15 protein-coding genes are annotated in these 21,211 nt (G+C 71.3%); 6 read left to right on the forward strand and 9 right to left on the reverse strand.

The window, feature by feature from the left end:
• Positions 1 to 9: 9 nt before the first annotated feature.
• Complete coding sequence (asnB, locus tag ABTW87_RS10555; RefSeq protein WP_350650537.1) at positions 10 to 1,971, reverse strand: asparagine synthase (glutamine-hydrolyzing); 1,962 nt, start codon at positions 1,969 to 1,971, stop codon at positions 10 to 12.
• Positions 1,972 to 2,104: 133 nt separating this feature from the next.
• Here asnB and ABTW87_RS10560 point away from each other — a divergent pair, with 133 nt between their 5' ends.
• The 3 genes from ABTW87_RS10560 to ABTW87_RS10570 all read left to right on the forward strand — a co-directional run bounded on the left by ABTW87_RS10560 (position 2,105) and on the right by ABTW87_RS10570 (position 7,575).
• Positions 2,105 to 3,586 carry an aminopeptidase P family protein gene (locus ABTW87_RS10560; protein ID WP_350650538.1) on the forward strand — a complete coding sequence of 494 codons (1,482 nt, stop codon included), beginning with the start codon at positions 2,105 to 2,107 and terminating at the stop codon, positions 3,584 to 3,586.
• A 305-nt stretch (positions 3,587 to 3,891) separates the two neighbouring features.
• Positions 3,892 to 5,583 (forward strand): right-handed parallel beta-helix repeat-containing protein, encoded by a 1,692-nt coding sequence (locus ABTW87_RS10565; RefSeq protein WP_350650539.1) that lies wholly within the window; start codon positions 3,892 to 3,894, stop codon positions 5,581 to 5,583.
• A gap of 357 nt (positions 5,584 to 5,940) precedes the next feature.
• Positions 5,941 to 7,575: a hypothetical protein gene (locus tag ABTW87_RS10570; RefSeq protein ID WP_350650540.1), complete on the forward strand. Its 1,635-nt coding sequence runs from the start codon at positions 5,941 to 5,943 to the stop codon at positions 7,573 to 7,575.
• A gap of 76 nt (positions 7,576 to 7,651) precedes the next feature.
• On the opposite strand, the gene pulA is transcribed toward ABTW87_RS10570, so the two are convergent.
• The 5 genes from pulA to ABTW87_RS10595 all read right to left on the reverse strand — a co-directional run bounded on the left by pulA (position 7,652) and on the right by ABTW87_RS10595 (position 16,036).
• Entirely contained in the window at positions 7,652 to 13,165 is a 5,514-nt protein-coding gene (gene pulA / locus ABTW87_RS10575) for a pullulanase-type alpha-1,6-glucosidase (RefSeq protein WP_350650541.1), read from the reverse strand.
• Between the two features lie 149 nt (positions 13,166 to 13,314).
• The gene (locus tag ABTW87_RS10580) at positions 13,315 to 13,995 is read right to left on the reverse strand and encodes a cellulose binding domain-containing protein (RefSeq protein WP_350650542.1); all 681 of its coding nucleotides are present in this window, start codon (positions 13,993 to 13,995) and stop codon (positions 13,315 to 13,317) included.
• Between the two features lie 76 nt (positions 13,996 to 14,071).
• Entirely contained in the window at positions 14,072 to 14,764 is a 693-nt protein-coding gene (locus ABTW87_RS10585) for a hypothetical protein (protein WP_350650543.1), read from the reverse strand.
• 140 nt (positions 14,765 to 14,904) lie between these two features.
• The gene (locus ABTW87_RS10590; protein WP_350650544.1) at positions 14,905 to 15,294 is read right to left on the reverse strand and encodes a DUF6841 family protein; all 390 of its coding nucleotides are present in this window, start codon (positions 15,292 to 15,294) and stop codon (positions 14,905 to 14,907) included.
• A gap of 37 nt (positions 15,295 to 15,331) precedes the next feature.
• Complete coding sequence (locus tag ABTW87_RS10595; RefSeq protein WP_350650545.1) at positions 15,332 to 16,036, reverse strand: hypothetical protein; 705 nt, start codon at positions 16,034 to 16,036, stop codon at positions 15,332 to 15,334.
• A gap of 57 nt (positions 16,037 to 16,093) precedes the next feature.
• Here ABTW87_RS10595 and ABTW87_RS10600 point away from each other — a divergent pair, with 57 nt between their 5' ends.
• A complete protein-coding gene (locus ABTW87_RS10600) occupies positions 16,094 to 16,276 on the forward strand; it encodes a hypothetical protein (RefSeq protein ID WP_350650546.1) in 183 nt (60 codons plus the stop codon).
• A gap of 127 nt (positions 16,277 to 16,403) precedes the next feature.
• On the opposite strand, the gene ABTW87_RS10605 is transcribed toward ABTW87_RS10600, so the two are convergent.
• From ABTW87_RS10605 to ABTW87_RS10615, 3 genes are all read right to left on the reverse strand, one after another.
• Positions 16,404 to 16,778 carry a type II toxin-antitoxin system VapC family toxin gene (locus ABTW87_RS10605; RefSeq protein WP_350650547.1) on the reverse strand — a complete coding sequence of 125 codons (375 nt, stop codon included), beginning with the start codon at positions 16,776 to 16,778 and terminating at the stop codon, positions 16,404 to 16,406.
• Positions 16,775 to 17,029 (reverse strand): type II toxin-antitoxin system Phd/YefM family antitoxin, encoded by a 255-nt coding sequence (locus tag ABTW87_RS10610; RefSeq protein WP_350650548.1) that lies wholly within the window; start codon positions 17,027 to 17,029, stop codon positions 16,775 to 16,777. Before ABTW87_RS10610 ends, ABTW87_RS10605 begins: the two co-directional genes overlap by 4 nt.
• Positions 17,030 to 17,094: 65 nt before the next feature.
• The gene (locus ABTW87_RS10615; RefSeq protein WP_350650549.1) at positions 17,095 to 17,448 is read right to left on the reverse strand and encodes a VOC family protein; all 354 of its coding nucleotides are present in this window, start codon (positions 17,446 to 17,448) and stop codon (positions 17,095 to 17,097) included.
• Between the two features lie 157 nt (positions 17,449 to 17,605).
• Here ABTW87_RS10615 and ABTW87_RS10620 point away from each other — a divergent pair, with 157 nt between their 5' ends.
• Together ABTW87_RS10620 and ABTW87_RS10625 are read left to right on the forward strand one after the other, a co-directional pair.
• The gene (locus ABTW87_RS10620) at positions 17,606 to 20,476 is read left to right on the forward strand and encodes an aconitate hydratase (RefSeq protein ID WP_350650550.1); all 2,871 of its coding nucleotides are present in this window, start codon (positions 17,606 to 17,608) and stop codon (positions 20,474 to 20,476) included.
• A gap of 415 nt (positions 20,477 to 20,891) precedes the next feature.
• Positions 20,892 to 21,211 (forward strand): C39 family peptidase (locus ABTW87_RS10625; protein ID WP_350650551.1); only part of this gene is annotated, 320 nt, incomplete at its 3' end.

Raw genomic sequence — 21,211 nt, forward strand, 5'->3', positions numbered from 1 at the left:
CCTTGCACCTCAGCGGACCATGCTGCCGACGACCGGCTTGGTCAGCAGGGCCGACTGGTTGCGCTGGATGCCCGGGTCGAGGGTCTTGGCCACGAAGATCGCGTGCCAGATGCAGAAGATGAGCACCGTCCAGACCTTGCGGGAGTGGTCGGCCTCCTCCCGCTTGTGCTCCTCCAGCAGCCGCAGCGCGTACGACAGGTCGAGCAGGTCACCGGCGCCGGAGGTGGCCAGCACGTGCCGGGCCCACTCGTACATCTCGCCGCGCAGCCAGACCCGGGTCGGGGTCGGGAAGCCCAGCTTCTTCCGGTTGACGATGGCCGGGGGCACCACGCCCTGCAGCGCCTGACGCATCGCGTACTTGGTGGCGTCGGAGCGCGGCGGGAGCTTCAGGTCCACCGGGATCTTCGACGCCACCTCGAACACCTCGCGGTCGAGGAACGGCACCCGCACCTCCAGCGAGTGCGCCATCGAGATCCGGTCGGCCTTGACCAGGATGTCCCCGCGCAGCCAGGTGTAGAGGTCGACGTACTGCATCTTGGTGACGTCGTCCAGCTCGGTGCACTCGGCGTAGATCGGGGCGGTGACGTCGGTGTAGCGCACCGACGGGTCGTAGCGGCGCAGCAGGTGCTGCTTCTCCTCCTCGGTGAACATCCGGGCGTTGCCGTAGTAGCGCTCCTCGATCGGCGTGGTGCCGCGCTCGAGGAAGCTCTTGCCCTTGACGCCCTGGGGAATCGCCTTCGACACCGCCCGCAGGCCCTTCTGCACCCCGCCCGGCAGGCCGTTGACCGTGCTCAGCGACAGCGGCTCCCGGTAGATGGTGTACCCGCCGAAGAACTCGTCGGCGCCCTCGCCGGAGAGCACCACGGTGACGTGCTCGGCGGCCTTCTTCGCGACGAAGTACAGCGGCACCAGCGCCGGGTCGGCGACCGGGTCGTCCAGGTGCCAGACGATCTTCGGCAGCGCCTCGATCATGTCCTGCGGCCCGATCTTGGTCGGGATGGTGGTCACGTCGAGATGGCGGGCCGACTCCTGGGCGACGTCGATCTCCGAGTAGCCGGGGACGTCGTAGCCGACCGTGAAGGTCAGGATGTTCGGGTTGAAGTCGCGGGCCAGGGCGACCACCGCGGTGGAGTCGATGCCGCTGGACAGGAACGAGCCGACCGGGACGTCGGAGCGCATGTGCATCCGGACGCTCTCCCGCAGCGTCTCCCGGATCTCGTGGTAGAGCTTCTGCTCGTCGGCCACCGGCGCGGGCCGGAACACCGGCCGGTACCACCGGCGGACCTCGATCCGCCCGCCGGGCGTCCAGGTCAGGTACTCGCCCGAGCCGATCCGGCGGATCCCCTGGTGCAGCGTGCCCGGCTCCGGCACGTACTGGAGGGTCAGGTAGTGGCTCAGGTTGGCCGTGTCGATGCCGGCGTCACCGGCGTAGTTGGCCGGCGCGAACGGCAGCAGCGCCTTCTTCTCGGAGGCGAGGTAGAGGCCGTCGGCGGTCTCCAGGTAGTGCAGCGGCTTGATGCCGAAGTAGTCGCGGCCGCCGAAGGCGCGCCGCTCCTGCCGGTCCCAGATGACGAACGCGAACATGCCACGCAGCCGGGTGAGCACCTGCTCGCCCCAGTAGTGGTAGCCGGCGACGATCACCTCGCCGTCCCCGGCGGTGGCGAACTGCGCCCCGAACTCCCGGGCCAGTTCCTCGCGCAGCTCGATGTAGTTGTAGATCTCGCCGTTGAACGTCAGCAGGTAGCGCCCGTTCGCGTAGGGCAGCGGCTCGTGGCTGGAGGCCACGTCGATGATCGCCAGCCGCTTGTGGGCGAACACCCCGTCCGCGTACCGGCCGGACGCGTCGCCGACCACCTCGACCCCGGTCTCGTCGGGGCCGCGGTGGTGCAGGCATTCCAACGCCCCGGCGATGTGGTCGCGGTGGGCCGCGGCGTCGCCGCGCGCGCTGAAGAAGGCCAGGAGTCCGCACATGGTGGTCATCTTTCCACGCGTCCCGGACGGCCGTTGCGGCCGTCCGGGGAACCGGGCGGACCACCGGCGGACTCACGCCGGCCCCGGCGCGCGGTACCGTCGGGGCCAGCAATGACGCGAAGGGAGCGGGACCATGACCGAGGAGCGCACCGACAGCAAGCCGGCGGACGGCACCGAGTCGCACGACCCGGACTTCCCGGAGGCGTTCCTGGCGTTCATGCGGCAGGGCTGGCGGGACACGACCCTGCCGGTGGGTCCGCGCCCGGAGGTGCCCAACTACGCCAAGCGCCGCGCCGCGCTCTCCGCGGCCTTCCCGGGCGAGACCCTGGTGATTCCCACCGGCGGTGAGAAGGTACGCGCGAACGACACCGACCACCGGTTCCGGCCCGGCAGCGACTTCGCGTACCTGACCGGTGACTACGACCCGGACAGCGTGCTCGTGCTGCGGCCGAACGGGTCTGGCCACGACGCCGTCCTCTACATGCGGCCCCGCTCGTCGCGGCTGACCGACGAGTTCTTCCGCAGCCGGCACGGCGAGCTGTGGGTCGGCCGGCGGCACACCCTCGCGGAGAAGTCGGCCGAGTTGGGCCTGCCGACCGCCGACCTCACCGAGCTGGAGGCGGCGCTGGCCGACCTCGCGCCGGCCCGGACGCGGGTGCTGCGCGGCTTCGACACCCGGGTCGACGCGGCGGTACGTCCCTACGACGGGCCCCGCGAGGAGGGGCAGCCGGCCCGGGACCGGGAGCTGGCCATCGCTGTCTCGGAGCTGAAGCTGGTCAAGGACGAGTGGGAGATCGCCCAGCTCCAGGACGCGATCGACGCCACCGTCCGTGGCTTCGAGGACGTGGCCCGCGCGCTGCCGGCCGACCGGGCAGTGTCCGAGCGGCTGCTGGAGGGGATCTTCGCGCTGCGCGCCCGGCACGACGGCAACGACGTCGGCTACAGCTCGATCGTCGGGGCCGGCGAGCACGCGACGATCCTGCACTGGGTCCACAACCACGGCAGCACCCGCCCGGGTGAGCTGTTGCTCATGGACATGGGCGTGGAGAACCGCAACCTCTACACCGCGGACGTCACCCGGGTGCTCCCGGTGAACGGCCGGTTCACGCCGCTGCAGCGGCAGGTCTACGACATCGTGTACGCCTCGCAGCAGGCCGGCATCGACGTCATCGAGCCCGGCGTGAAGTTCAAGGACGTGCACCTGACCTGCATGCGGGTGCTCGCCGAAGGGCTGGCGGACCTGGGTCTGCTGCCGGTGAGCGTGGACGAGGCGATGGACGAGAAGTCGACCGTCTACCGGCGCTGGACGCTGCACGGTTTCGGGCACATGCTCGGCATCGACGTGCACGACTGCTCGAACGCGCGCAAGGAGATGTACCGGGACGGCTCGCTGGGCGAGGGCTACGTGCTCACCGTGGAACCGGGCCTGTACTTCCAGCCCGAGGACGAGCTGGTCCCGGAGGAGCTGCGCGGCATCGGCTTCCGGATCGAGGACGACGTGCTGGTCACCGCGACCGGCGCGGTGAACCTGTCCGCCGGGCTGCCGCGCACGGCCGACGACGTGGAGCGCTGGCTGGCCGAGCAGCGCGAGGCGGGTCCGCGCCTGCCCGGCTGACCTGGGTCTGACCGCACCGCGGCCCGTCCGGACCGACGTCCGGCCGGGCCGCGTTCTGTTCACGGGCACGATGCCGGCGGGTCGGGCGGCGGTGTTTGCGCTGGTGAAGCGGCTTTATCTACCGCTCGGCACGCTTAGGCGGGGATGGTCACGCTGCCCGCCAATGCGGGGTTTTTTCGGATATATCCTCGTCGCGAGGATCCTTCTCATACGGTGGGCATCAGAAGCTGCAACCGATTTGTGGCTGGTCGCCCGGCTTCTGCTGGTGCGACCTTCTTCGGTAGCTGAAAGGGCGGAAAGCTCTGATGTCTGATGACGTAGCGACTCCTGACGGCGTGGCCGACTCCGGCCCGCCGAACCAGGGGCGGCGGAAACTCTGGGTCGCCGCCGGCGTTGCCGGGATCACCGGCATCGTCGGACTGGCCGCCCTGGGTGGCGTCGCCGCCCGCGACGACTCACCCGGCACACCGCGGTCGGACGCGCAGGCCAACGCGCGGCAGAACGTCAGCGACGCCGGCCCGGCCGACGACGCCGGCGGGATGGGCAAGGACAGCAAGGGCGAGGACGACCGGTCCGGTGACGACCGGCGCGGCAAGGACGACCGTCGTGACCACAAGGGCAAGGCGAAGGACGTGCCCTGCCACACGGACAAGTTGATCCAGGCGATCGTGCACGCCAACGAGACCGGGGGCGGCGTGCTTGAACTGGCCAAGGGCTGCACGTACGAGCTGACCCGCTCCGAGCACGGCAACGGCCTGCCGGTGATCAAGGAGTCGGTCGTCCTCAAGGGCCACGACACCAGGATCGTCCGGGCCGCGACGGCCGACTACTTCCGGATCCTCAACGTCGGCCGGGGCGGCCACCTGACGCTGAAGCACGTGACCGTCAAGGGCGGCCAGACCGAGGCCCGGAAGATGGTCCCGCCGCCGACGGCCGGTCTCGCGCCCTCCGGCGCGACCACCGCCGCGTCGGCACCTGTGACCAGGCCGGCGCTGGCCGCGCCCCGACCGGCGGCAACGGCCGCACCCGAGGTGTCTCCCGCACCGGCGACCGGCGGCGGGCCGGCGGCGGCCGCGCCGAAGGGGACCCCGGCACCAGCACCGGACATCGCACCCACTGTCTCGCCGCTGGGTAGCGTCGACGGGGCCGGCATCCTGGTTCAGCGCGGCGGCACGGCCGACATCGAGCACAGCTGGATCGTGCAGAACCACGCCGGCCTGAACGGCGGCGGCATCGCCAACTACGGCACCACGAACATCCGCAAGTCGTCGGTCGAGCGCAACAGCGCGGCCGTCTTCGGCGGCGGCGTCTTCAACGCCGGCGTCCTGCGGGTCGAGGATTCGAAGATCGAGTACAACAGCGCCGGCGCCGCGGGCGGCGGTATCGCCAACGGCTCGGCGCCCAACGGATTCACCGGCGGAGGCGGCACCGTCTGGGTGTGGAAGAGCAAGATCGACCACAACCGGGCCGGCGTCGGTGGCGGCCTGTACGACAACCACGGCACCACCACGCTGACCCAGAGCCAGGTCAACGGCAACACCGGCACCGAGGATGTCGGCGGCATCTTCGTCGAGGACGCCGGCAAGCTCTACCTGGAACGGGTCCTCGTCGCCGGCAACTTCACCGACGGCCTGGTCGGGGGCGTCGGCGTGGAGCAGGCCACCGCAGTGATCGAGCACAGCCTGATCAAGGAGAACGAGTCGCGGCAGAGCAGCGGCGGCCTGGGCAACTTCATCGGGTTCGTCACGCTGCAGGACACCGAGATCGTCGCCAACCGGGCGACCGGCCCCGGGGCACAGGGCGGCGGCATCTTCAACCAGGGCGGAGTGACCACGCTGGTCCGGACGAAGGTCGCGCACAACTACGCGGACCAGCCGCCCGGCGGCATCTGGACCAGCAACGACGGCGTGAAGATCGACAAGAAGTCCGCCGTGAAGGACAACCGTCCCACCAACTGCCAGGGCAGCCCGGTCATCCCGGACAACTGCTTCGGCTGATACCCGGAGAGCGACACCACATAGAGGGAGGGCTCCTCCAGCCGCTGCGGTGGCCGGAGGGGCCCTCGTGGTGCGGGTCGTCCCCGCTGGGCGGGTCCGCGCCCTCTGGGCCGGCTCGGCTCGGTAAGCGTCCGTCCCGGCCGGTAGGGGCGGTCGCGGGCCGGATGGTACGACCGCGACCGCTCCGCGCCGTACTCGGCGGAACGCGAACCGAATGCGGGGTTATTTCAGATATGCCCGCGAGGCGAGGATGATTCTCATACGGTGCTTCTGGGAGCTACAACCGATTTGTAGCAGGGGACGCTCGCCTGTGGCGTCGCGACCCTGTCTGGTACGAGGAGAGGGCAGAGAGCTCCGATGTCCAACTACCTAGCTAAGAACAACGCCGCCGAGCCGGGGGCGACGCCGAATCGGCGGCGCAAGCGCTGGCTCGTCAGCGGCGTCGCCGGCCTGACCGGCGTGGTCAGTATCGCGGCGGTCGGCATCGCAAGCGGCGCCGGCGCGGTCGGCGCCCAGGATCTGGCGTGGTCGACGGCCCAGGTCACCAAGGACGGCGAGCGGGCCGCCGAGGAGGACCGCGCGAAGGAGAAGGACCGCGGCGAGGACCGTGCGGGCAAGCGGGACGACAAGGGGTACGACAAGGAACGCGGGAAGGAGGTGCCCTGCAACTCCGACAAGCTGATCCAGGCGATCATCTACGCCAACAACAACCACGGCGGCGTACTGGAGCTCGCCAAGGACTGCACCTACAAGCTGACCCGCTCCGACAACTACGGAAACGGTCTGCCGGTGATCAAGGAGCGCATCACGCTCAAGGGTCACGACACCAAGATCGTCCGGGACTCCCAGGCCGACTTCTTCCGGATCCTCAACGTCGGCCGGGGCGGGCACCTGAAGGTCAAGGGACTCACCATCAAGGGCGGCAAGACCCTCGAGAACAAGCGGATGGGTGACACGCCCGAGGCGGTGTGGTCGCGGTTCTCGAACTCCGTCGAGGCGGGCAAGGCGGCCGAGGCCGGCAAGGCGTACCTGCCGCTGCTCCAGGCCCAGCCGAAGGGCGCGGCGCTCAAGGCCGCCCAGGCGGCCAAGGCCGACGCCGAGGCGCAGGTCCTCCCGGACGGCAACCTCAACGACGGCGCCGGCGTCCTGGTGCAGTCGGGTGGCACCGCCGAGTTCGAGAAGACCCACATCGAGCACAACGTGTCCGGTGGCGTCGGCGGCGGCCTCGCCAACTTCGGCAAGGCCAGCCTCCACCACACCACGGTGGCCGACAACCACGCCTTCTTCTACGGGGGCGGCATCTTCAACGCCGGCGTGCTGAAGGTCTCCGAGTCCACCGTGAAGGACAACGGAGCCCTCATCGGCGGTGGCGGTATCGCCAACGGAGCCGCCTTCATCTTCCGGCACGACATCGAGGCCGGCACGGTCTGGGTCGAGAAGACCGAGATCACCGGCAACGAGGTCCTCGGCTTCGGCGGCGGCCTGCTCGACATCGGTGGCGACACCACGGTCAGGTACTCGAAGGTCACCAAGAACTTCGCGCTCCTCGCCGGTGGCGGCATCGCGGCGGCCGGCAAGAGCAACCTCGACCTGGAGGCGGTCAAGGTCTCCTACAACACCACCGGCGGCGCCGGCGGCGGCCTGGCCCTCGCGCTCGGCGCCATCGGCAACGTGGCGAAGAGCGAGATCACGGACAACAAGGCCGGCATCCTCGGCGGCGGCGTCTTCAACGCCCTCGCCGCCGTCACCTTCCGCGACAGCTCGATCTCCGGCAACTTCGCCGGTTTCGTCGCGGGCGGCATCTTCAACATCCTGGGCAAGGTCGACCTGTACGACACCAAGGTGTCGCACAACAAGTCCGCCGTGTTCAAGCCGGGTGGCGTGTTCAGCTTCCTCGGCAAGGTGAACGTGGACGACAAGTCCGCGATCAAGGGCAACGACCCGACCAACTGCAAGGGCAGCCCGGACCCGATCGAGAACTGCTTCGGCTGATCGACCGGTCACCGTTCACAACGGACCGGCCCCCCACCGCGCGAGCGGTGGGGGGCCGGTCCTCGCCGTGTGCCGGTCACCGCTGCACGAAGACCGCCACGCTGCGCGCCGGCACCGTGAACGTGCCGCTCGACTTCGCGAACGAGGCCGTGCGCAGCACCTCGTCGGCGGAGGTCCGCAGCACCGGGTGCAGCGTCACGTCCGCACCGCGCAGCCCGGTGAGCCGCTGCGTCGCCGTCTCCGGGGTGGCGTTGAAGATCACCGTCACCGACTTCCAGCGCCCGTCCAGACCCCGGCCGTCGAGCGTCATGGTGAGCACGCCGGGCGTCTCCGCCTTGCCGGAGAGCGGGAACGCCACCCGCTTCTGCACCTGCTCGGCGCTGGCCAGGCCGAACACCGGTGAGGAGGCGCGGATCCTCAGCAGCTCCGCGTACCGGGCGTCGGTCAGGTCGACCGCCGCGCAGTCCGGGACCAGCCTCGGGTCCGCCAGCAGGGGCTTCGCGTACGGCCACTTGTCCCTGTTGTCCTGCTCCGGCGGAAGCCCGGCGCCGAACCCGTTGCCCTGCGTGCAGTCCCAGCGGATCTGGTTGAACCAGTCCCCCGAGTTGTAGGAGTTGCGGTCCAGCGACTTGGACCGCAGCCGCTCGGTGCCGGTGGTGACGAAACCGGTTCCCTGCCCCATCACCACGGTGCCGAGCGCGAGCACCTGCATCCGCGCCCGGTCCACCGCCGCCGTCTCCTGCGGCAGCTTGTACGCCAGCGCGTCGTACAGGATCTCGTTGTCGTGCGCGTCCACGTACGTGACCGCCTCGCCCGGCGCGGCCGTGTAGCCGGCCGGCGCGCCCTTGTAGTCCACCTGGTGGCCGGTGACCTGCTCGCCCGCGGAGTTGGTGAACCGGTAGTCGCGCAGGTTGCCGGTCAGGCCGACCTTGATCAGGTCGTGCTGGTGCAGCAGCTGGGCCCGCTGGTCGGCGGTCGAGCCGTTGACCGGGTCCCCGTTCGGGTCGGTGAACAGGCCGGAGGCGAAGCCCTGGTGGCGCGGGTTGGCGTCGAACGGACCCCCACCGCGTACGGCGTCGCGGAGCCGGTCGTTGAAGGTGCCGATGCCGGTGCCGGCCATGTTCGCCTGAGTGGCCTGGACGAACCGGGCGTCGTTCGCCACCTCGCCGAAGTTCCAGCCCTCGCCGTAGAGCAGGATCCGCCGGCCGTCCACCCCGTCGCGGGCGATGGTCAGCTCGTCCAGGGCGGCGCGCACGGCGAGCATGTTCGCCTTCGGGTGGTGACCCATCAGGTCGAAGCGGAAGCCGTCCACCTTGTACGCCTTCGCCCAGGTGACCACGGAGTCCACCACGAGCTTGCCCATCATGGCGTGTTCGGGGGCGGTGTTGGCGCAGCAGGTGGAGTTGGCGACCGTGCCGTCCTCCAGCAGCCGGTGGTAGTAGCCGGGCACGATCTGGTCCAGCACCGACTTCGGGTCGGTGCCCGCCGCGGAGGTGTGGTTGTAGACGACGTCCAGCACCACCCGCAGCCCGGCCCCGTTGACCCCGGCGACCATCTGGCGGAACTCGGTGGTCCGCCGCGCGCCGGCCGGGTCGACGGCGTAGCCGCCCTCCGGCACGGTGTAGTGCAGCGGGTCGTACCCCCAGTTGTAGCCGTCGGTGTCGGCCACCGCGGCGACGCACTTCTGCTGCTGGTCCGAGTCCGGCGGCAGCCCCGCCAGGTCACAGGCGGGCTGCGTCTGGTCGGCCCGGCGCTCGGGGATCGTGGCGAAGTCGAACGCCGGCAGCAGGTGCAGGTGGGTGACCCCGGCGTCGGCGAGCCCTCGCAGGTGCTTCATCCCCGCGGTGCCGGGTTCGGTGAAGGCGAGGAAGGTGCCACGCCGCTCGGCCGGGACGCTGGTGTCGGCGATGGAGAAGTCCCGCACCGACAGCTCGGAGATCTGCACCTTCGTCGCGGGCACGCCCGCCGGCTTGCGCAGGTCGCCCCAGCCCTTCGGCGCGAGCCGCGGGTCGGCCAGGTCGACGATCTGGCTGTGCGTGGAGTCCGGCGCGAGGGCCAGCGAGTAGGGGTCGGTCACCGACGCGGTGACGACCTTCTGCGCCGCCGGCTGCCAGGCCTCGACCCGGTAGCGGTAGTACTTGCCGGTCCAGGAGCGGGATCCGCGGACCGACCACACGCCGGTGCGGTCGTCGCGCCGCATCCGTACCGTCTCCGGCTGCGCGGCGGGGGTGTCGAAGAGCTGCACCGACACCGTCCGGGCGGTCGGGGCCCACACCGCGAGCGTCGGCACGCCGCCGGCGAACGTCGGGCCCAGCCGCGCCCGGATGGCCCCGGAGTAGACGTCGTCGAGCACGCCCGGGATCTGCACGCCGGTGGCCGCCAGCAGGGTGCCCCCGGCGTCCCGTTCGGTCACCACGAGTTGCCCCCGCAGCGCCGCCGGGACCTTGGCCAGGTGCGTCCGGTCCAGCGTGAAGGCCTGGTACGCCCACAGGTGCGGGAACCGGTCGCGCTGCGCCTCGGTCAGGCCGTTGCGCTGCGCCCGCAGCGGGATCGTCGTGTACGTCCCGGCCAGTTCCCCGTCGGCGACGGTCACCCCGCCGGCCGGGGCGGCCACCAGGGCGTACGTCTTGCCGTCGGTCGGCCCGGTCTGCCAGGCGAGGGTGGCTCGGTCGATCCAGTGCGCCTTCTGCCTGGTGACGTCGAGGTCCTTGGCGGTGCCGGTGGTGGCCGCCGGCAGCAGCCGGCCGCGGGTCCCGGCGAGCAGCCACACCTCCCGGCCCCCGCCGGCGAAGTCCAGCCGCTGGTCCTCGGGCAGGTCCTTCTCGTCCCCCTTGTGGATGATGTAGCTCAGCCCGGTGGCGCCGGCCGCGAGCGGCACCTTGAACACCGCGCCGAAGGAGTCGACGCTCGTCGGCGGCATCGGGTTCGCCCAGTCGGTCGGGCTGGCCGCGCCGTCCCACAGGTGCAGGCCCCAGCCGTCGTAGTTGCCGTCGGCCCGCCGGTAGTGCAGGATCGCCGTCCCCTCCTCGACGGGCGGGTCCGGCTCGCCGGTTGCCGCCTGCCGGGACGGGTGGATCGTCGGGTCGCCCGACTTGAGCCAGACCTCGCCGGTCCGGGTCACGTCGACCGTACGGTCCTGGTCGACGTCCTTGGTGCCGTTGCGGTCGACGACGAGGAAGCCCACCGACTTCGCGCCGGGCTTGAGCTTCACCCAGGCGAACCGGCCGTAGGAGTCGGTGCCGGCGAACGGCTGCCCCTTCGGCCACTCCGTCACGTACGCCGGGTCGATGTCGCCCCAGGCGTACAGGCCCCAGTCGTCGTAGTCCCCGGCCGGCCGCTGGTAGTGCACGACCAGCCAGTCGCGGGACTGGCCCTGCTCGGGGGTGCCGACGACGGCGGCGGTGCGGGCGGTGGCGGTACGCCCCTTGCCGTCGCGCGCCACGGCCTTGTACTCGATCTTCGTGCCGCCGGCGAGACCGGCCAGGTCGTGGTGCACGGTGTAGGGCGCCCGGTCGGCCGACCCGAGCAGCGTCCACTTGCCGCTGCCGACCCGGGCGGCCACCGTCACGGTGGCGAGCGGGTCTCCGGCCACCTCGGCGGTGACGGGCACGCGGGTCGGGACGGCGGCACCGGCCTCCGGGGCCGTGATCGTCACGGTCGGCTTCGCCGCGGGCTGCGCGATCGGGCTGCCGGCGCGGTACGCGACGGCCGACAGGGCCGGAACGGTAAGCGTGAGCCGGCCGTCCGCGCCGGCCACCGGCGCGTCCGAGGCGCCGTGGACGCCGGCGAAGGTGGTGCCGGCCGACCAGGTGTCCACGGTGACAGTCTGCGGGGTGGTGGCGTTGTTGACGGCGACGACGTACTCCGTGCGCTGCTTCGGGTCGACCCGGGAGGCGGCGAAGACGCCGGGTCCGTCGGCCGCGTACCGGGTGACCTGGACGCCGTCGCGCAGCGCGGGGTGCGCCGCGCGCAGCTTCGCCAGGTCGGCGACCGTCCGGTACAGGGGGTGTCGCGTGTCGTACTGGTCGACGGCGTGGGTGCGGTCGGTGCCGAGCAGGTCGTCGTCCAGGTAGTCCGCGGTCTTCGAGGCGAACATGTCCTGCCGGGCGTCCTTGTCCCCGCCGGCGCCGGTGAAGCCCTGCTCGTCGCCGGAGTAGATCACCGGTTGGCCGCGGGTGAGGAACATCAGCTCGTGGGCGAGTTGGGCGCGGCGCAGGTGGGTGGCGGCGTCGGTCTGCCCGTTGGCGATGAAGGCGCCGATGCGGCCCATGTCGTGGTTGCCGAGGAATGTGGTCAGCCGGTTCGCGTCGGTGTCCCGCGCCTGGTAGAGGTCGTCGCGGGCGTACACGTCGGCGAGGGCCTTCGCGGAGCCGGCGCCGGCGACGAAGCCGCGCGCCGCGTCCTGGAACGGGAAGTCGAGGGTGGCGGGCAGCCCGCCCCGGCGCACGTACGTCGAGGTGATCTCCGGGTCGGCGCTGTAGACCTCGCCGAACATGAAGAAGTCCTTCTTGCCCGCCCGGTCGGCGGCCTGCTCGACGCCCTGGCTGAACTGCGGCCAGAACTCCAGGTTGGAGTGCTTGACGGTGTCGATGCGGTAGCCGTCGACCCCGGTCTCGCGGACCCAGTCGGAGTAGATCTTCGTCATGCCGCGGACCACCTCGGGACGCTCGGTCCACAGGTCGTCGAGCCGCGAGAAGTCGCCGTACTCGGCGTTCTCGCCGACGAACGTGGAGTCGCCGCGGTTGTGGTACATCGTCGGGTCGTTCAGCCAGGCCGGCACCTTGACCCTGGCGTCCGCGGGGGTGGCGAACGTCGGCGTGTACGGGAAGGACTTCGTGTTCACCGCCGGGAAGTCCCGGGTGCCGTCGGCGTAGTTGCGGTCCTCGAAGGGGCGGCCCTGCGCGTCCCGGTACGGCGCGGTCTTCTTGTCCACGTAGGTGAACCGGTCCTCGGCGTACGTGATGACGTCGGCGGTGTGGTTGACGATGATGTCCAGGTAGACCTTCAGGCCGCGCCCGTGCGCGAGCCGGACCAGCTTCTTCAGGTCGTCGTTGCTGCCGAAGTGCGGGTCGACCTGGGTGAAGTCGGTGATCCAGTAGCCGTGGTAGCCGGCGGAGACGTCGTCGTCCTTGCCTTGAACCGGCCGGTTCTTGAACACCGGGGCGAGCCAGATCGCGGTCGTGCCCAGGCCCTGGATGTAGTCCAGCCGGTCCATGACGCCCTTGAGGTCGCCGCCATGGTAGAAGCCCTTGTCCGCCGGGTCCAGGCCGGTCTTCAGGCGGTCGCCGGTGAGTCCGCCCCGGTCGTTGCGCGGATCGCCGTTGGCGAAGCGGTCCGGCAGGACGAAGTAGAACTGCTCGGCGCGGGCGCGGCTGTCGGCCGCGGCGAGCAGGGCCGAGGTGGAGGGCTCGGCCGCCCACTGCTTGGCGCCGGCCGCGGCGAGCGCGTCGGTGCCGGCGGCGACGCCGGTCGAGGGGTCGCGGGGGTCGCCCCCCAGCTGACGTACGGCGACCGGCGCGCCGACGAGAGTGAGGGCGAGGAGCGAGACGAGGGCCAGCAGAGCCTTGCGCGATATCGGCGGGGGTTTCATCGACGGCCTTCCTCTGGTCGCTGATTCGCCCGCACGCTAGCCCTTACCGAAACATTCTGCAATACCTTGCAAACAGAGTCGCAACAAAGCAGTCTGCTTTCAGTCAGCCTTTCGTCATCCGGACCGGCACCGGGTGTCCGGCGTGGACGTCAGCCGATGTCGCAGGGCCGCCCGTCAACCGTGCAGGAGGTCGGGCGGAAGTCCGTCCGCTCCATGTGGAACCGCAGAGTGGCGGTGCCGCCCGGGGCGACGTCCACCCCGCTGCGGTAGGTGAAGCCGCCGTCGAACGGGGTCGCCGTCCCCTGCTCGACGCCCTCCACCCACGCCGTCACGAAGCGCCCGCCGGGGTAGGCCAGCCGGACCGTCCACCCGCGCCGGTCCGCCGTCGCGTTACGGATCAGCACCTCGCCGATGAAGCCGCCGTCGAAGGAGTCCACGACCCGGTAGCGGCCGGTCATGCCGGTCGGCGGCGGCGGCGCGGGGCTGGGCGCGCCAGCGGTGGCGGTGGCGGCCCGCGTGGGGACCGAAGGCGACGCGACGCCCGTCGTCGGCGGAACGGACGCGCGGGGCGACAGCCCCGGCCGGACCGGCCGGCTCGGGCTCGGCGCCGGGCTGCCGGTCGGAGCCGACGGTTCGGGCAGGAGCAGCGGCGGGGCGGGCGGTTCGAGCGGCGTGTCGACGCCGTCGCCACTGCGCCCCCGGTACGCCCCGACCGCGACGACCAGCAGCACGATCATGACGACCACCCCGGCGGCCACCACGATCCACGGGGAGGAGGCGACGGCGGCGGTGACGCGGGACGACCGCGGGGCGCGACGCATGCCGGACATGACCCTCCTCAGCGAGCCGTCGAGGAAGCCTAACGACCGGCGGCGACGAGCGCCCGACGGGCGGACGGGCGGCCGCTCACCGGATGACGCACTCGGCGCCGTTGACCGTGCACCGGATCGGTTCGTCACCGCCGCCGTCCCGGCGGAACCGCAGCGAGAACCACTCCTGCTCCCCGCCGCGGAGGTCACCACTCAGGACGTACCGGCCGTGCCCGTCGCCCCACACCGAGATGCTGGAGTCGCTGTAGACCCGGACGCCGTGGACGTCGCTCGTGAACTGCAGGTCGACGCGCCACTCCCGGCGCCGGTCCGCCGCGTTGACCAGGAGCAGTTCGGCCCGGAACGAGCCCGTGTCGCTGTCGGTCACCGCGTACCGCGCGGTGACGTCGCCCCCGGCCGGATCGCCGGTCTCGGCGCCGGAGACGAGCGGCTGAGCGCTGGCGGTGGCCGACGCCCCGGAGTCCGGCCGGGCCGACCGGCTGGGTGCCGGACGCGTGGGTGTGGCGGCCCGCGACCGGGTGGGCCGGGGCGTGGCACTGGTCGGGGGCGGCCCGGCGGGGGTCGCCGCGGCAAGAGGCGTCGGCAGCAGGACCGACGGCGCTGGCGCCGAGGGCAGCGCCTGCCGCTCCGGGCCGCGGAAGGACAGCAGCGCCACCAGGAGCAGCGTCGTCAGCAGCGCGACGCCGAGGAACACGACGACCCACGGGAACGACGCGAGCAGCCGCGACGCGGTCCGCCCGCCGGCCTCCCCGGTTGGCCGCACAGACAATTGAGGTTCCCTTTCGTCGAGCCGAGGCGCAGCCTAGCCACCCCCCGCCAGGGGACGGAACGGCGCGGTCCCCGAACCGGCCGAACGGATGGCCGGCGGAGCGACGTCCGGTCGCCGACCGGATCCCGGTGGCGCGACGGTCACGCGGTCCGGACGACGGTGCAGATGAGCGGCCCCTCGTCGGTCGTACGCAGCAGGTAGCGGTAGCGCTCGCCGGGTACCCGGCGACCCTGGCTGTCGAGGAACTCCCACTCGACCGCCACCATGGTCAGCAACGCCGACACCGGCTGCACGTCCTCGATCGTCGCGTGCGCCGCGACCAGCTCCCGCTCCTGGTAGTCGGGGGCGGCGCCCACGAAGGACAGCGCCACCGCCGCCGGGGAGGCGAACGTGAAGCTGTAGGTGTCCGACACGACCAGGCCCGGCAGGGCGTAGCAGCCGGCCAGGGCGGGCACGTCGCCGGCGGTCAGCGCCGCGCCGTACCTGCCGAAGAAGTCGGTCAGGGCGTCGAGGTCGGTGTAAGCCGTCACGGAGGAGCACTTTTCCGGTGCGCCACCGGCCCAAACCTCAGCGCGCCGGCACACGCACCTCGATCTCCGCGCCGAGCCGCGCCGCACCGGCCAGGCCGAGGTCGTCCCCGCTCCAGAACCGGCCCGGGTCGTACCAGTTCGGCCGGCGGCCGGGCGGCAGCAGCCCCATGGCCTCGTACGTGACCGCCACGACCTCCGCGCAGTACGCCGTCTCCAGCCGGTGCTCCGGCACGACGCCGTCCGGGCCGTCGGGCGCCCGGCCGTTGCGGGCCTCCGGGCGGGCCGGGATCGCCAGCCTCCGCCCGCCGGGCAGCCGCACCGCCGGCACGCGGCCCCGCAGCCACCGCCAGGCGAGCTGGGCGGTGGACGGAAACGGCGTGCCGTCGAGGCGGGCGACCGTGCGCAGCACCGCGTTCTCCATCGCCGCGTCCGCCGGCGGGTCCAGCTGACGCAGCCAGGCCCGCTGCCCGTACCGGTTGGCCCAGACGCACACCGCGTCGCGCAGGTCGTGCAGCTGCACACCACGCTGGTGGGTGCCGGACCACAGGTCGGGCAGGGAACGACCCAGCTCGGCGTGCCACATCAGCGGTGGCATGTCGTCCAGCACCACGGCCATCCCCACGTGGTTGACCGGGCTGTTCGTGGTGAGCTGGATGGCCCGGTCCGGCACGCTGCGGCCGCGGAACACCCAGACGTCGCCGGTCCGGGTCAGCTCCACGGCCTCGTCCAGGCTGAGGCTCATGCCGCCGCTCCGCTGCGCTTGCCGCTGTGCACGCTCATGACCGTCTACCCTAGGCCGATGCGGCGACGGTTGCGGTGGTGGAAGGTGCTCGGGCTCGCCGGCCTGGCCGGCGTGGCGGCGTCCGGTGTGGTCATCGCCCGGGCGGAGCGGCGGCGGCGGGCGTACACCCCGGAGGAGATCCGGGCCCGGCTGCGCGACCGGCACGCGGAGGCGGCGACCGCGCCCGCCGACGACCGCTGAGTCACCCGCCGCCGGGCCGTCACATCCCCTCGGGGGATGGACACTGCGGACGCGGGCCGGTCGAGAGGGTTCGGGTTCAGCGCTCGGCACCCCTGCCGGCCGATGCCACCAACGCCTCCAGTTTCGATCAGACCTCCAGGACGTCCACGTCGTACAGCGCTATCGACGCGTCACGGGAAACCAGGGTCAAACCCTCGGTGCGCGCCTGTGCCACCAGCATGCGGTCGAAGGGATCGCGGTGATGCGGTGGCAGCCGGCCGGCGGCGATGGCGTGGGCATGGGTCACCGGGAGTTCACGAAAGCCCATGTCCCTTACCCGCTCGACGAGGTCAGGAGGTCCAACGAGCTTCCCCGCGCTCTGTTTGATGGTGATCTCCCACAGGCTGACCGGGGACAGGAAGATGTCCGGTTCGTGGCGTAGCCGGTCGAGGAAGTCGGTGCCGAGCGTCGCGTCGCCTGCGATGGCCCACAGCGCGACGTGCGTGTCCAGCAGCAGGGTCATGCGCCGATGCCGAAGTCGGCGGCGATCTCGGCGTTGGTCTGGGGTGAGTCCCAGTCACCTGAGAGGTCCAGTTGCCCGGCAAGGGAGCCAACTGCGGTGCGGTTGACCCGCCGCACCAGCGGCACGACCTTCGCCACGGGGGTGCCCGCCCGGTCGATGATGATCTCCTCGCCGTGTTCCACCCGTTCGATGATGCGCGACAGATGGGTCTTGGCGTCATGCATGTTGTAATGCACGGCCTCATCTGACATGGCGCCACCTCCTCGGTTAGCTAAGTCCTTAGCTTACCCGCTTGGCCGAGTGCCGGCGGTTCGGCTCAGGTCGACGCGAGGAACTCCAGGCGGTTGCCGTGCACGTCCTCGGTGTGGAAGCGGCGCAGGCCCGGCAGCTCGCCGTCACCCCAGGCGATCGGGTACCCGGCGGCGGCCAGCCGCTCGGCGAGGGCGTCCAGGTCGGCACGCACCAGCGCGGGGTGCGCCTTGCGGGCCGGCCTGAAGTCGTCCTCGACCCCGAGGTGCAGCTCCGCGCCGTACCCGGTGAACCAGCATCCGCCACGGGCGGCGAGCGCCGGCGGTTTCGGCTTCTCGGTCAGCCCGAGGAGCCCGACGTAGAAGGCCCGGGTCGCGTCCTCGGCGCCGCGCGGACAGGCGAGCTGCACATGGTGGATCATGAAGCACCTCCTCGTCCCGAACGATGGCACGAGGTTGCAGGAATAGCAAGACGGACGTACGGTTTTGTTGAGCACCCGCGGCGGGTAAGTGTCACCTAAGCACGGCACCGCCCCCGCCGGTGCGACAGACTGCTCAGGACTACTCACGGTCGCTGGTGTGAAGGAGTACGACGTGGCGAGCCTCGACACCTTCGGTGCGAAGACCCAGCTACGCGTCGGAGACGCGAGCTACGAGATTTTCAAGATCAGCAAGGTGGAGGGCCACGAACGGCTCCCCTACAGCCTGAAGATCCTCCTGGAGAACCTGCTCCGGACCGAGGACGGCGCGAACATCACCGTCGACCACATCCGGCAGCTCGGCGCGTGGGACCCGACCGCGGACCCGAGCGTGGAGATCCAGTTCACCCCGGCCCGGGTGCTGATGCAGGACTTCACCGGCGTTCCCTGCGTGGTCGACCTGGCCACCATGCGCGAGGCGGTCCGCGACCTCGGCGGTGACCCCACCAAGGTCAACCCGCTCGCCCCCGCCGAGCTGGTCATCGACCACTCCGTGATCGCCGACCTGTTCGGTCGCGAGGACGCCTTCCAGCGCAACGTCGAGCTGGAGTACGAGCGCAACAAGGAGCGCTACCAGTTCCTGCGCTGGGGCCAGACCGCGTTCAACGAGTTCAAGGTCGTCCCACCGGGCACCGGCATCGTGCACCAGGTCAACATCGAGTACCTGGCCCGCACGGTGATGGCGCGCGCAGAGTCGTCCGGGGTCATGCAGGCGTACCCGGACACGGTCGTCGGCACCGACTCGCACACCACGATGGTCAACGGCCTGGGCGTGCTCGGCTGGGGCGTCGGCGGCATCGAGGCGGAGGCCGCCATGCTCGGCCAGCCGGTCAGCATGCTCATCCCGCGGGTCGTCGGCTTCAAGCTCTCCGGCGAGATGCCGGCCGGCACCACCGCCACCGACCTGGTGCTCACCATCACCGAGATGCTGCGCAAGCACGGTGTCGTCGGCAAGTTCGTCGAGTTCTACGGCCCGGGCGTGAGCGCGGTGCCGCTTGCCAACCGGGCCACCATCGGCAACATGTCCCCGGAGTACGGCTCCACCGTCGCGATCTTCCCGGTCGACGCCGAGACCGTCCGCTACCTGGAGCTGACCGGCCGCGACCCGAAGCAGGTCGCGCTCGTCGAGGCGTACGCGAAGGAGCAGGGCCTCTGGCACGACCCGGACGCCGAGCCGGAGTACTCCGAGCGCCTGGAGCTCGACCTGAGCACGATCGAGCCGTCCCTCGCCGGCCCGAAGCGCCCGCAGGACCGGGTGCCGCTGGGCAGCGCCAAGACGCTGTTCCGCTCGGCGCTCAAGGACTACGTGGCCGCCGACGAGACCGGCGGCGACCCGGGCCGCAAGCCCGGCGTGCCGCAGCAGGAGAAGCCGTACGGGGTCGTGGGGCACGCCGACGAGGCCAGCGCCGAGTCGTTCCCGGCCAGCGACTCCCCCGCCAACGGCGTCGACGACCCGGCCGACGCCCCGCGCGACCTGGAGACGGCCGCGGTCGGCGCCGGTGGGCGGGCCACCAACCCGGTCCGGGTCACCGGGGCCGACGGCGCCGAGTTCGAGCTGGACCACGGCGCCGTGGTGATCGCCGCCATCACCTCCTGCACCAACACCTCGAACCCGCAGGTCATGATCGGCGCCGCCCTGCTGGCCCGCAACGCGGTGGAGAAGGGCCTGTCCCGCAAGCCGTGGGTGAAGACCACCCTCGCCCCGGGCTCCAAGGTGGTCATGGACTACTACGAGCGGGCCGGTCTCACGCCCTACCTGGAGAAGCTCGGCTTCCACCTGGTCGGCTACGGCTGCACCACCTGCATCGGCAACTCCGGCCCGCTGCCGGAGGAGATCTCCGCGGCGGTCAACGAGAACGACCTCTCGGTCGTCTCGGTGCTCTCCGGCAACCGCAACTTCGAGGGCCGGATCAACCCCGACGTCAAGATGAACTACCTGGCGTCCCCGCCGCTGGTGGTCGCGTACGCGCTCGCCGGCACGATGGACATCGACCTGGCCAACGAACCGATCGGCGAGGACGCCCAGGGCAACCCGGTGTTCCTGCGGGACATCTGGCCGAACAGCGCCGAGATCCAGGACGTCATCGCCTCCGCGATCGGCGCCGGTGGCTTCAGCTCGGCCTACGCCGACGTGTTCGCCGGCGACGAGCGGTGGCAGTCGCTGCCGACGCCGACCGGGGACACCTTCGCCTGGGAGAGCGAGTCGACGTACGTCCGCAAGCCCCCGTACTTCGAGGGCATGGAGCGGGAGCCGATGGCGGTCGGCGACATCGCCGGCGCCCGCGTGCTGGCCAAGCTGGGCGACTCGGTCACCACCGACCACATCTCCCCCGCCGGCTCGATCAAGCCCGACTCGCCGGCCGGGAAGTACCTCGCCGAGCACGGCGTGCCGCGGCACGAGTTCAACTCGTACGGCTCGCGCCGGGGCAACCACGAGGTGATGATCCGCGGCACGTTCGCCAACATCCGGCTACGCAACCAGCTGGTGCCCGGCGTCGAGGGCGGCTTCACGGTCAACCACCTGACCGGCGAGCAGACAAGCATCTACGACGCCTCGGTGGCCTACCAGGAGGCGGGCATCCCGCTGATCGTCCTCGCCGGCAAGGAGTACGGCTCGGGTTCGTCCCGGGACTGGGCGGCCAAGGGCACCATGCTGCTGGGCGTCAAGGCCGTCATCGCCGAGTCCTACGAGCGGATCCACCGCTCGAACCTGATCGGCATGGGCGTCCTGCCGCTGCAGTTCCCGGCCGGCGAGACCGCCGAGTCGCTGGGCCTGACCGGCACCGAGACCATCTCGATCGCCGGGGTCACCGCGCTCAACGACGGTGCGACCCCGCGTACGGTCAAGGTCACCACCGACACCGGGATCGAGTTCGACGCGGTGGTCCGCATCGACACCCCGGGTGAGGCGGACTACTACCGGCACGGTGGCATCCTGCAGTACGTGCTGCGGCGCATGATCGCCGGCTGACGCACCATCCGACAGGGCCCCCTCCCGGCTTCGGGAGGGGGCCCTGTCGCGCAGCCGGCCAGGCACGCCACCCGTGGGGTGCGGGACGGTGCCGGCTGGGCGGAGTGTCCGGTTCCGCTGGGCCGGGTGGGGCCGGTGTCCGGTTCCGGGTGTGACGTCCCGTGGTCGGGGCCACTCGCCGGTCGGAATGGGTGGGTGGGCCGGGTCGTTGTACATGGCGTGACCGCAGGACCCGCCCCCACCGGGGTGGCCGGCCACCGGGAATGACCCGGCAGCCGAGGCGGTTACATCTCCCCGGACCCCCGAGCACCCCCCTGCCGGGCTGTGTCCGTTCGCGACACACCTTTCCTACCGCGACCCACGGGCATCCCCCTGCCCCGGTCGCGTACCCCCGAGCGAAAGGGCTTCGATCATCATGCGTACCGACCTGCTGCGTAAGACCGTGCTGACCACCGCCGGTGTGCTCGTCACCGGTGGCGCCGTGGCCGCCCCCGCGTCGGCCGTGTTCGCCGCCCCCACCCTGGACAAGCCTGCCGTGCAGGCCGACCGCAAGGGCGAGCGGGAACTGCGCGTGGACTACGAGGCGCAGGACACGTTCTTCTACTGCGGCCCGGCCGCCACCCGCAACGCCCTGTCCGTACAGGGCAAGGACATCGACCAGCACGAGATGGCCGAGCGGATGGGCACCACCGAGGCCGGCACCAACTCCATCAACGACATCACCCCGATCCTGAA

This window comes from Micromonospora sp. NPDC126480 (assembly GCF_040302465.1).
Lineage (GTDB): Bacteria > Actinomycetota > Actinomycetes > Mycobacteriales > Micromonosporaceae > Micromonospora.

Excerpts from the sequence above, each read along its gene's own strand:
- ABTW87_RS10565 (WP_350650539.1), top strand. The coding sequence starts at position 3,892 with ATGTCTGATGACGTAGCGACTCCTGACGGCGTGGCCGACTCCGGCCCG.
- pulA (WP_350650541.1), bottom strand. The coding sequence starts at position 13,165 with ATGAAACCCCCGCCGATATCGCGCAAGGCTCTGCTGGCCCTCGTCTCG.
- asnB (WP_350650537.1), bottom strand. The coding sequence starts at position 1,971 with ATGTGCGGACTCCTGGCCTTCTTCAGCGCGCGCGGCGACGCCGCGGCC.
- ABTW87_RS10580 (WP_350650542.1), bottom strand. The coding sequence starts at position 13,995 with ATGTCCGGCATGCGTCGCGCCCCGCGGTCGTCCCGCGTCACCGCCGCC.
- ABTW87_RS10615 (WP_350650549.1), bottom strand. The coding sequence starts at position 17,448 with ATGATCCACCATGTGCAGCTCGCCTGTCCGCGCGGCGCCGAGGACGCG.
- ABTW87_RS10570 (WP_350650540.1), top strand. The coding sequence starts at position 5,941 with ATGTCCAACTACCTAGCTAAGAACAACGCCGCCGAGCCGGGGGCGACG.
- ABTW87_RS10595 (WP_350650545.1), bottom strand. The coding sequence starts at position 16,036 with ATGAGCCTCAGCCTGGACGAGGCCGTGGAGCTGACCCGGACCGGCGAC.
- ABTW87_RS10600 (WP_350650546.1), top strand. The coding sequence starts at position 16,094 with ATGCGGCGACGGTTGCGGTGGTGGAAGGTGCTCGGGCTCGCCGGCCTG.
- ABTW87_RS10605 (WP_350650547.1), bottom strand. The coding sequence starts at position 16,778 with ATGACCCTGCTGCTGGACACGCACGTCGCGCTGTGGGCCATCGCAGGC.
- ABTW87_RS10560 (WP_350650538.1), top strand. The coding sequence starts at position 2,105 with ATGACCGAGGAGCGCACCGACAGCAAGCCGGCGGACGGCACCGAGTCG.
- ABTW87_RS10610 (WP_350650548.1), bottom strand. The coding sequence starts at position 17,029 with ATGTCAGATGAGGCCGTGCATTACAACATGCATGACGCCAAGACCCAT.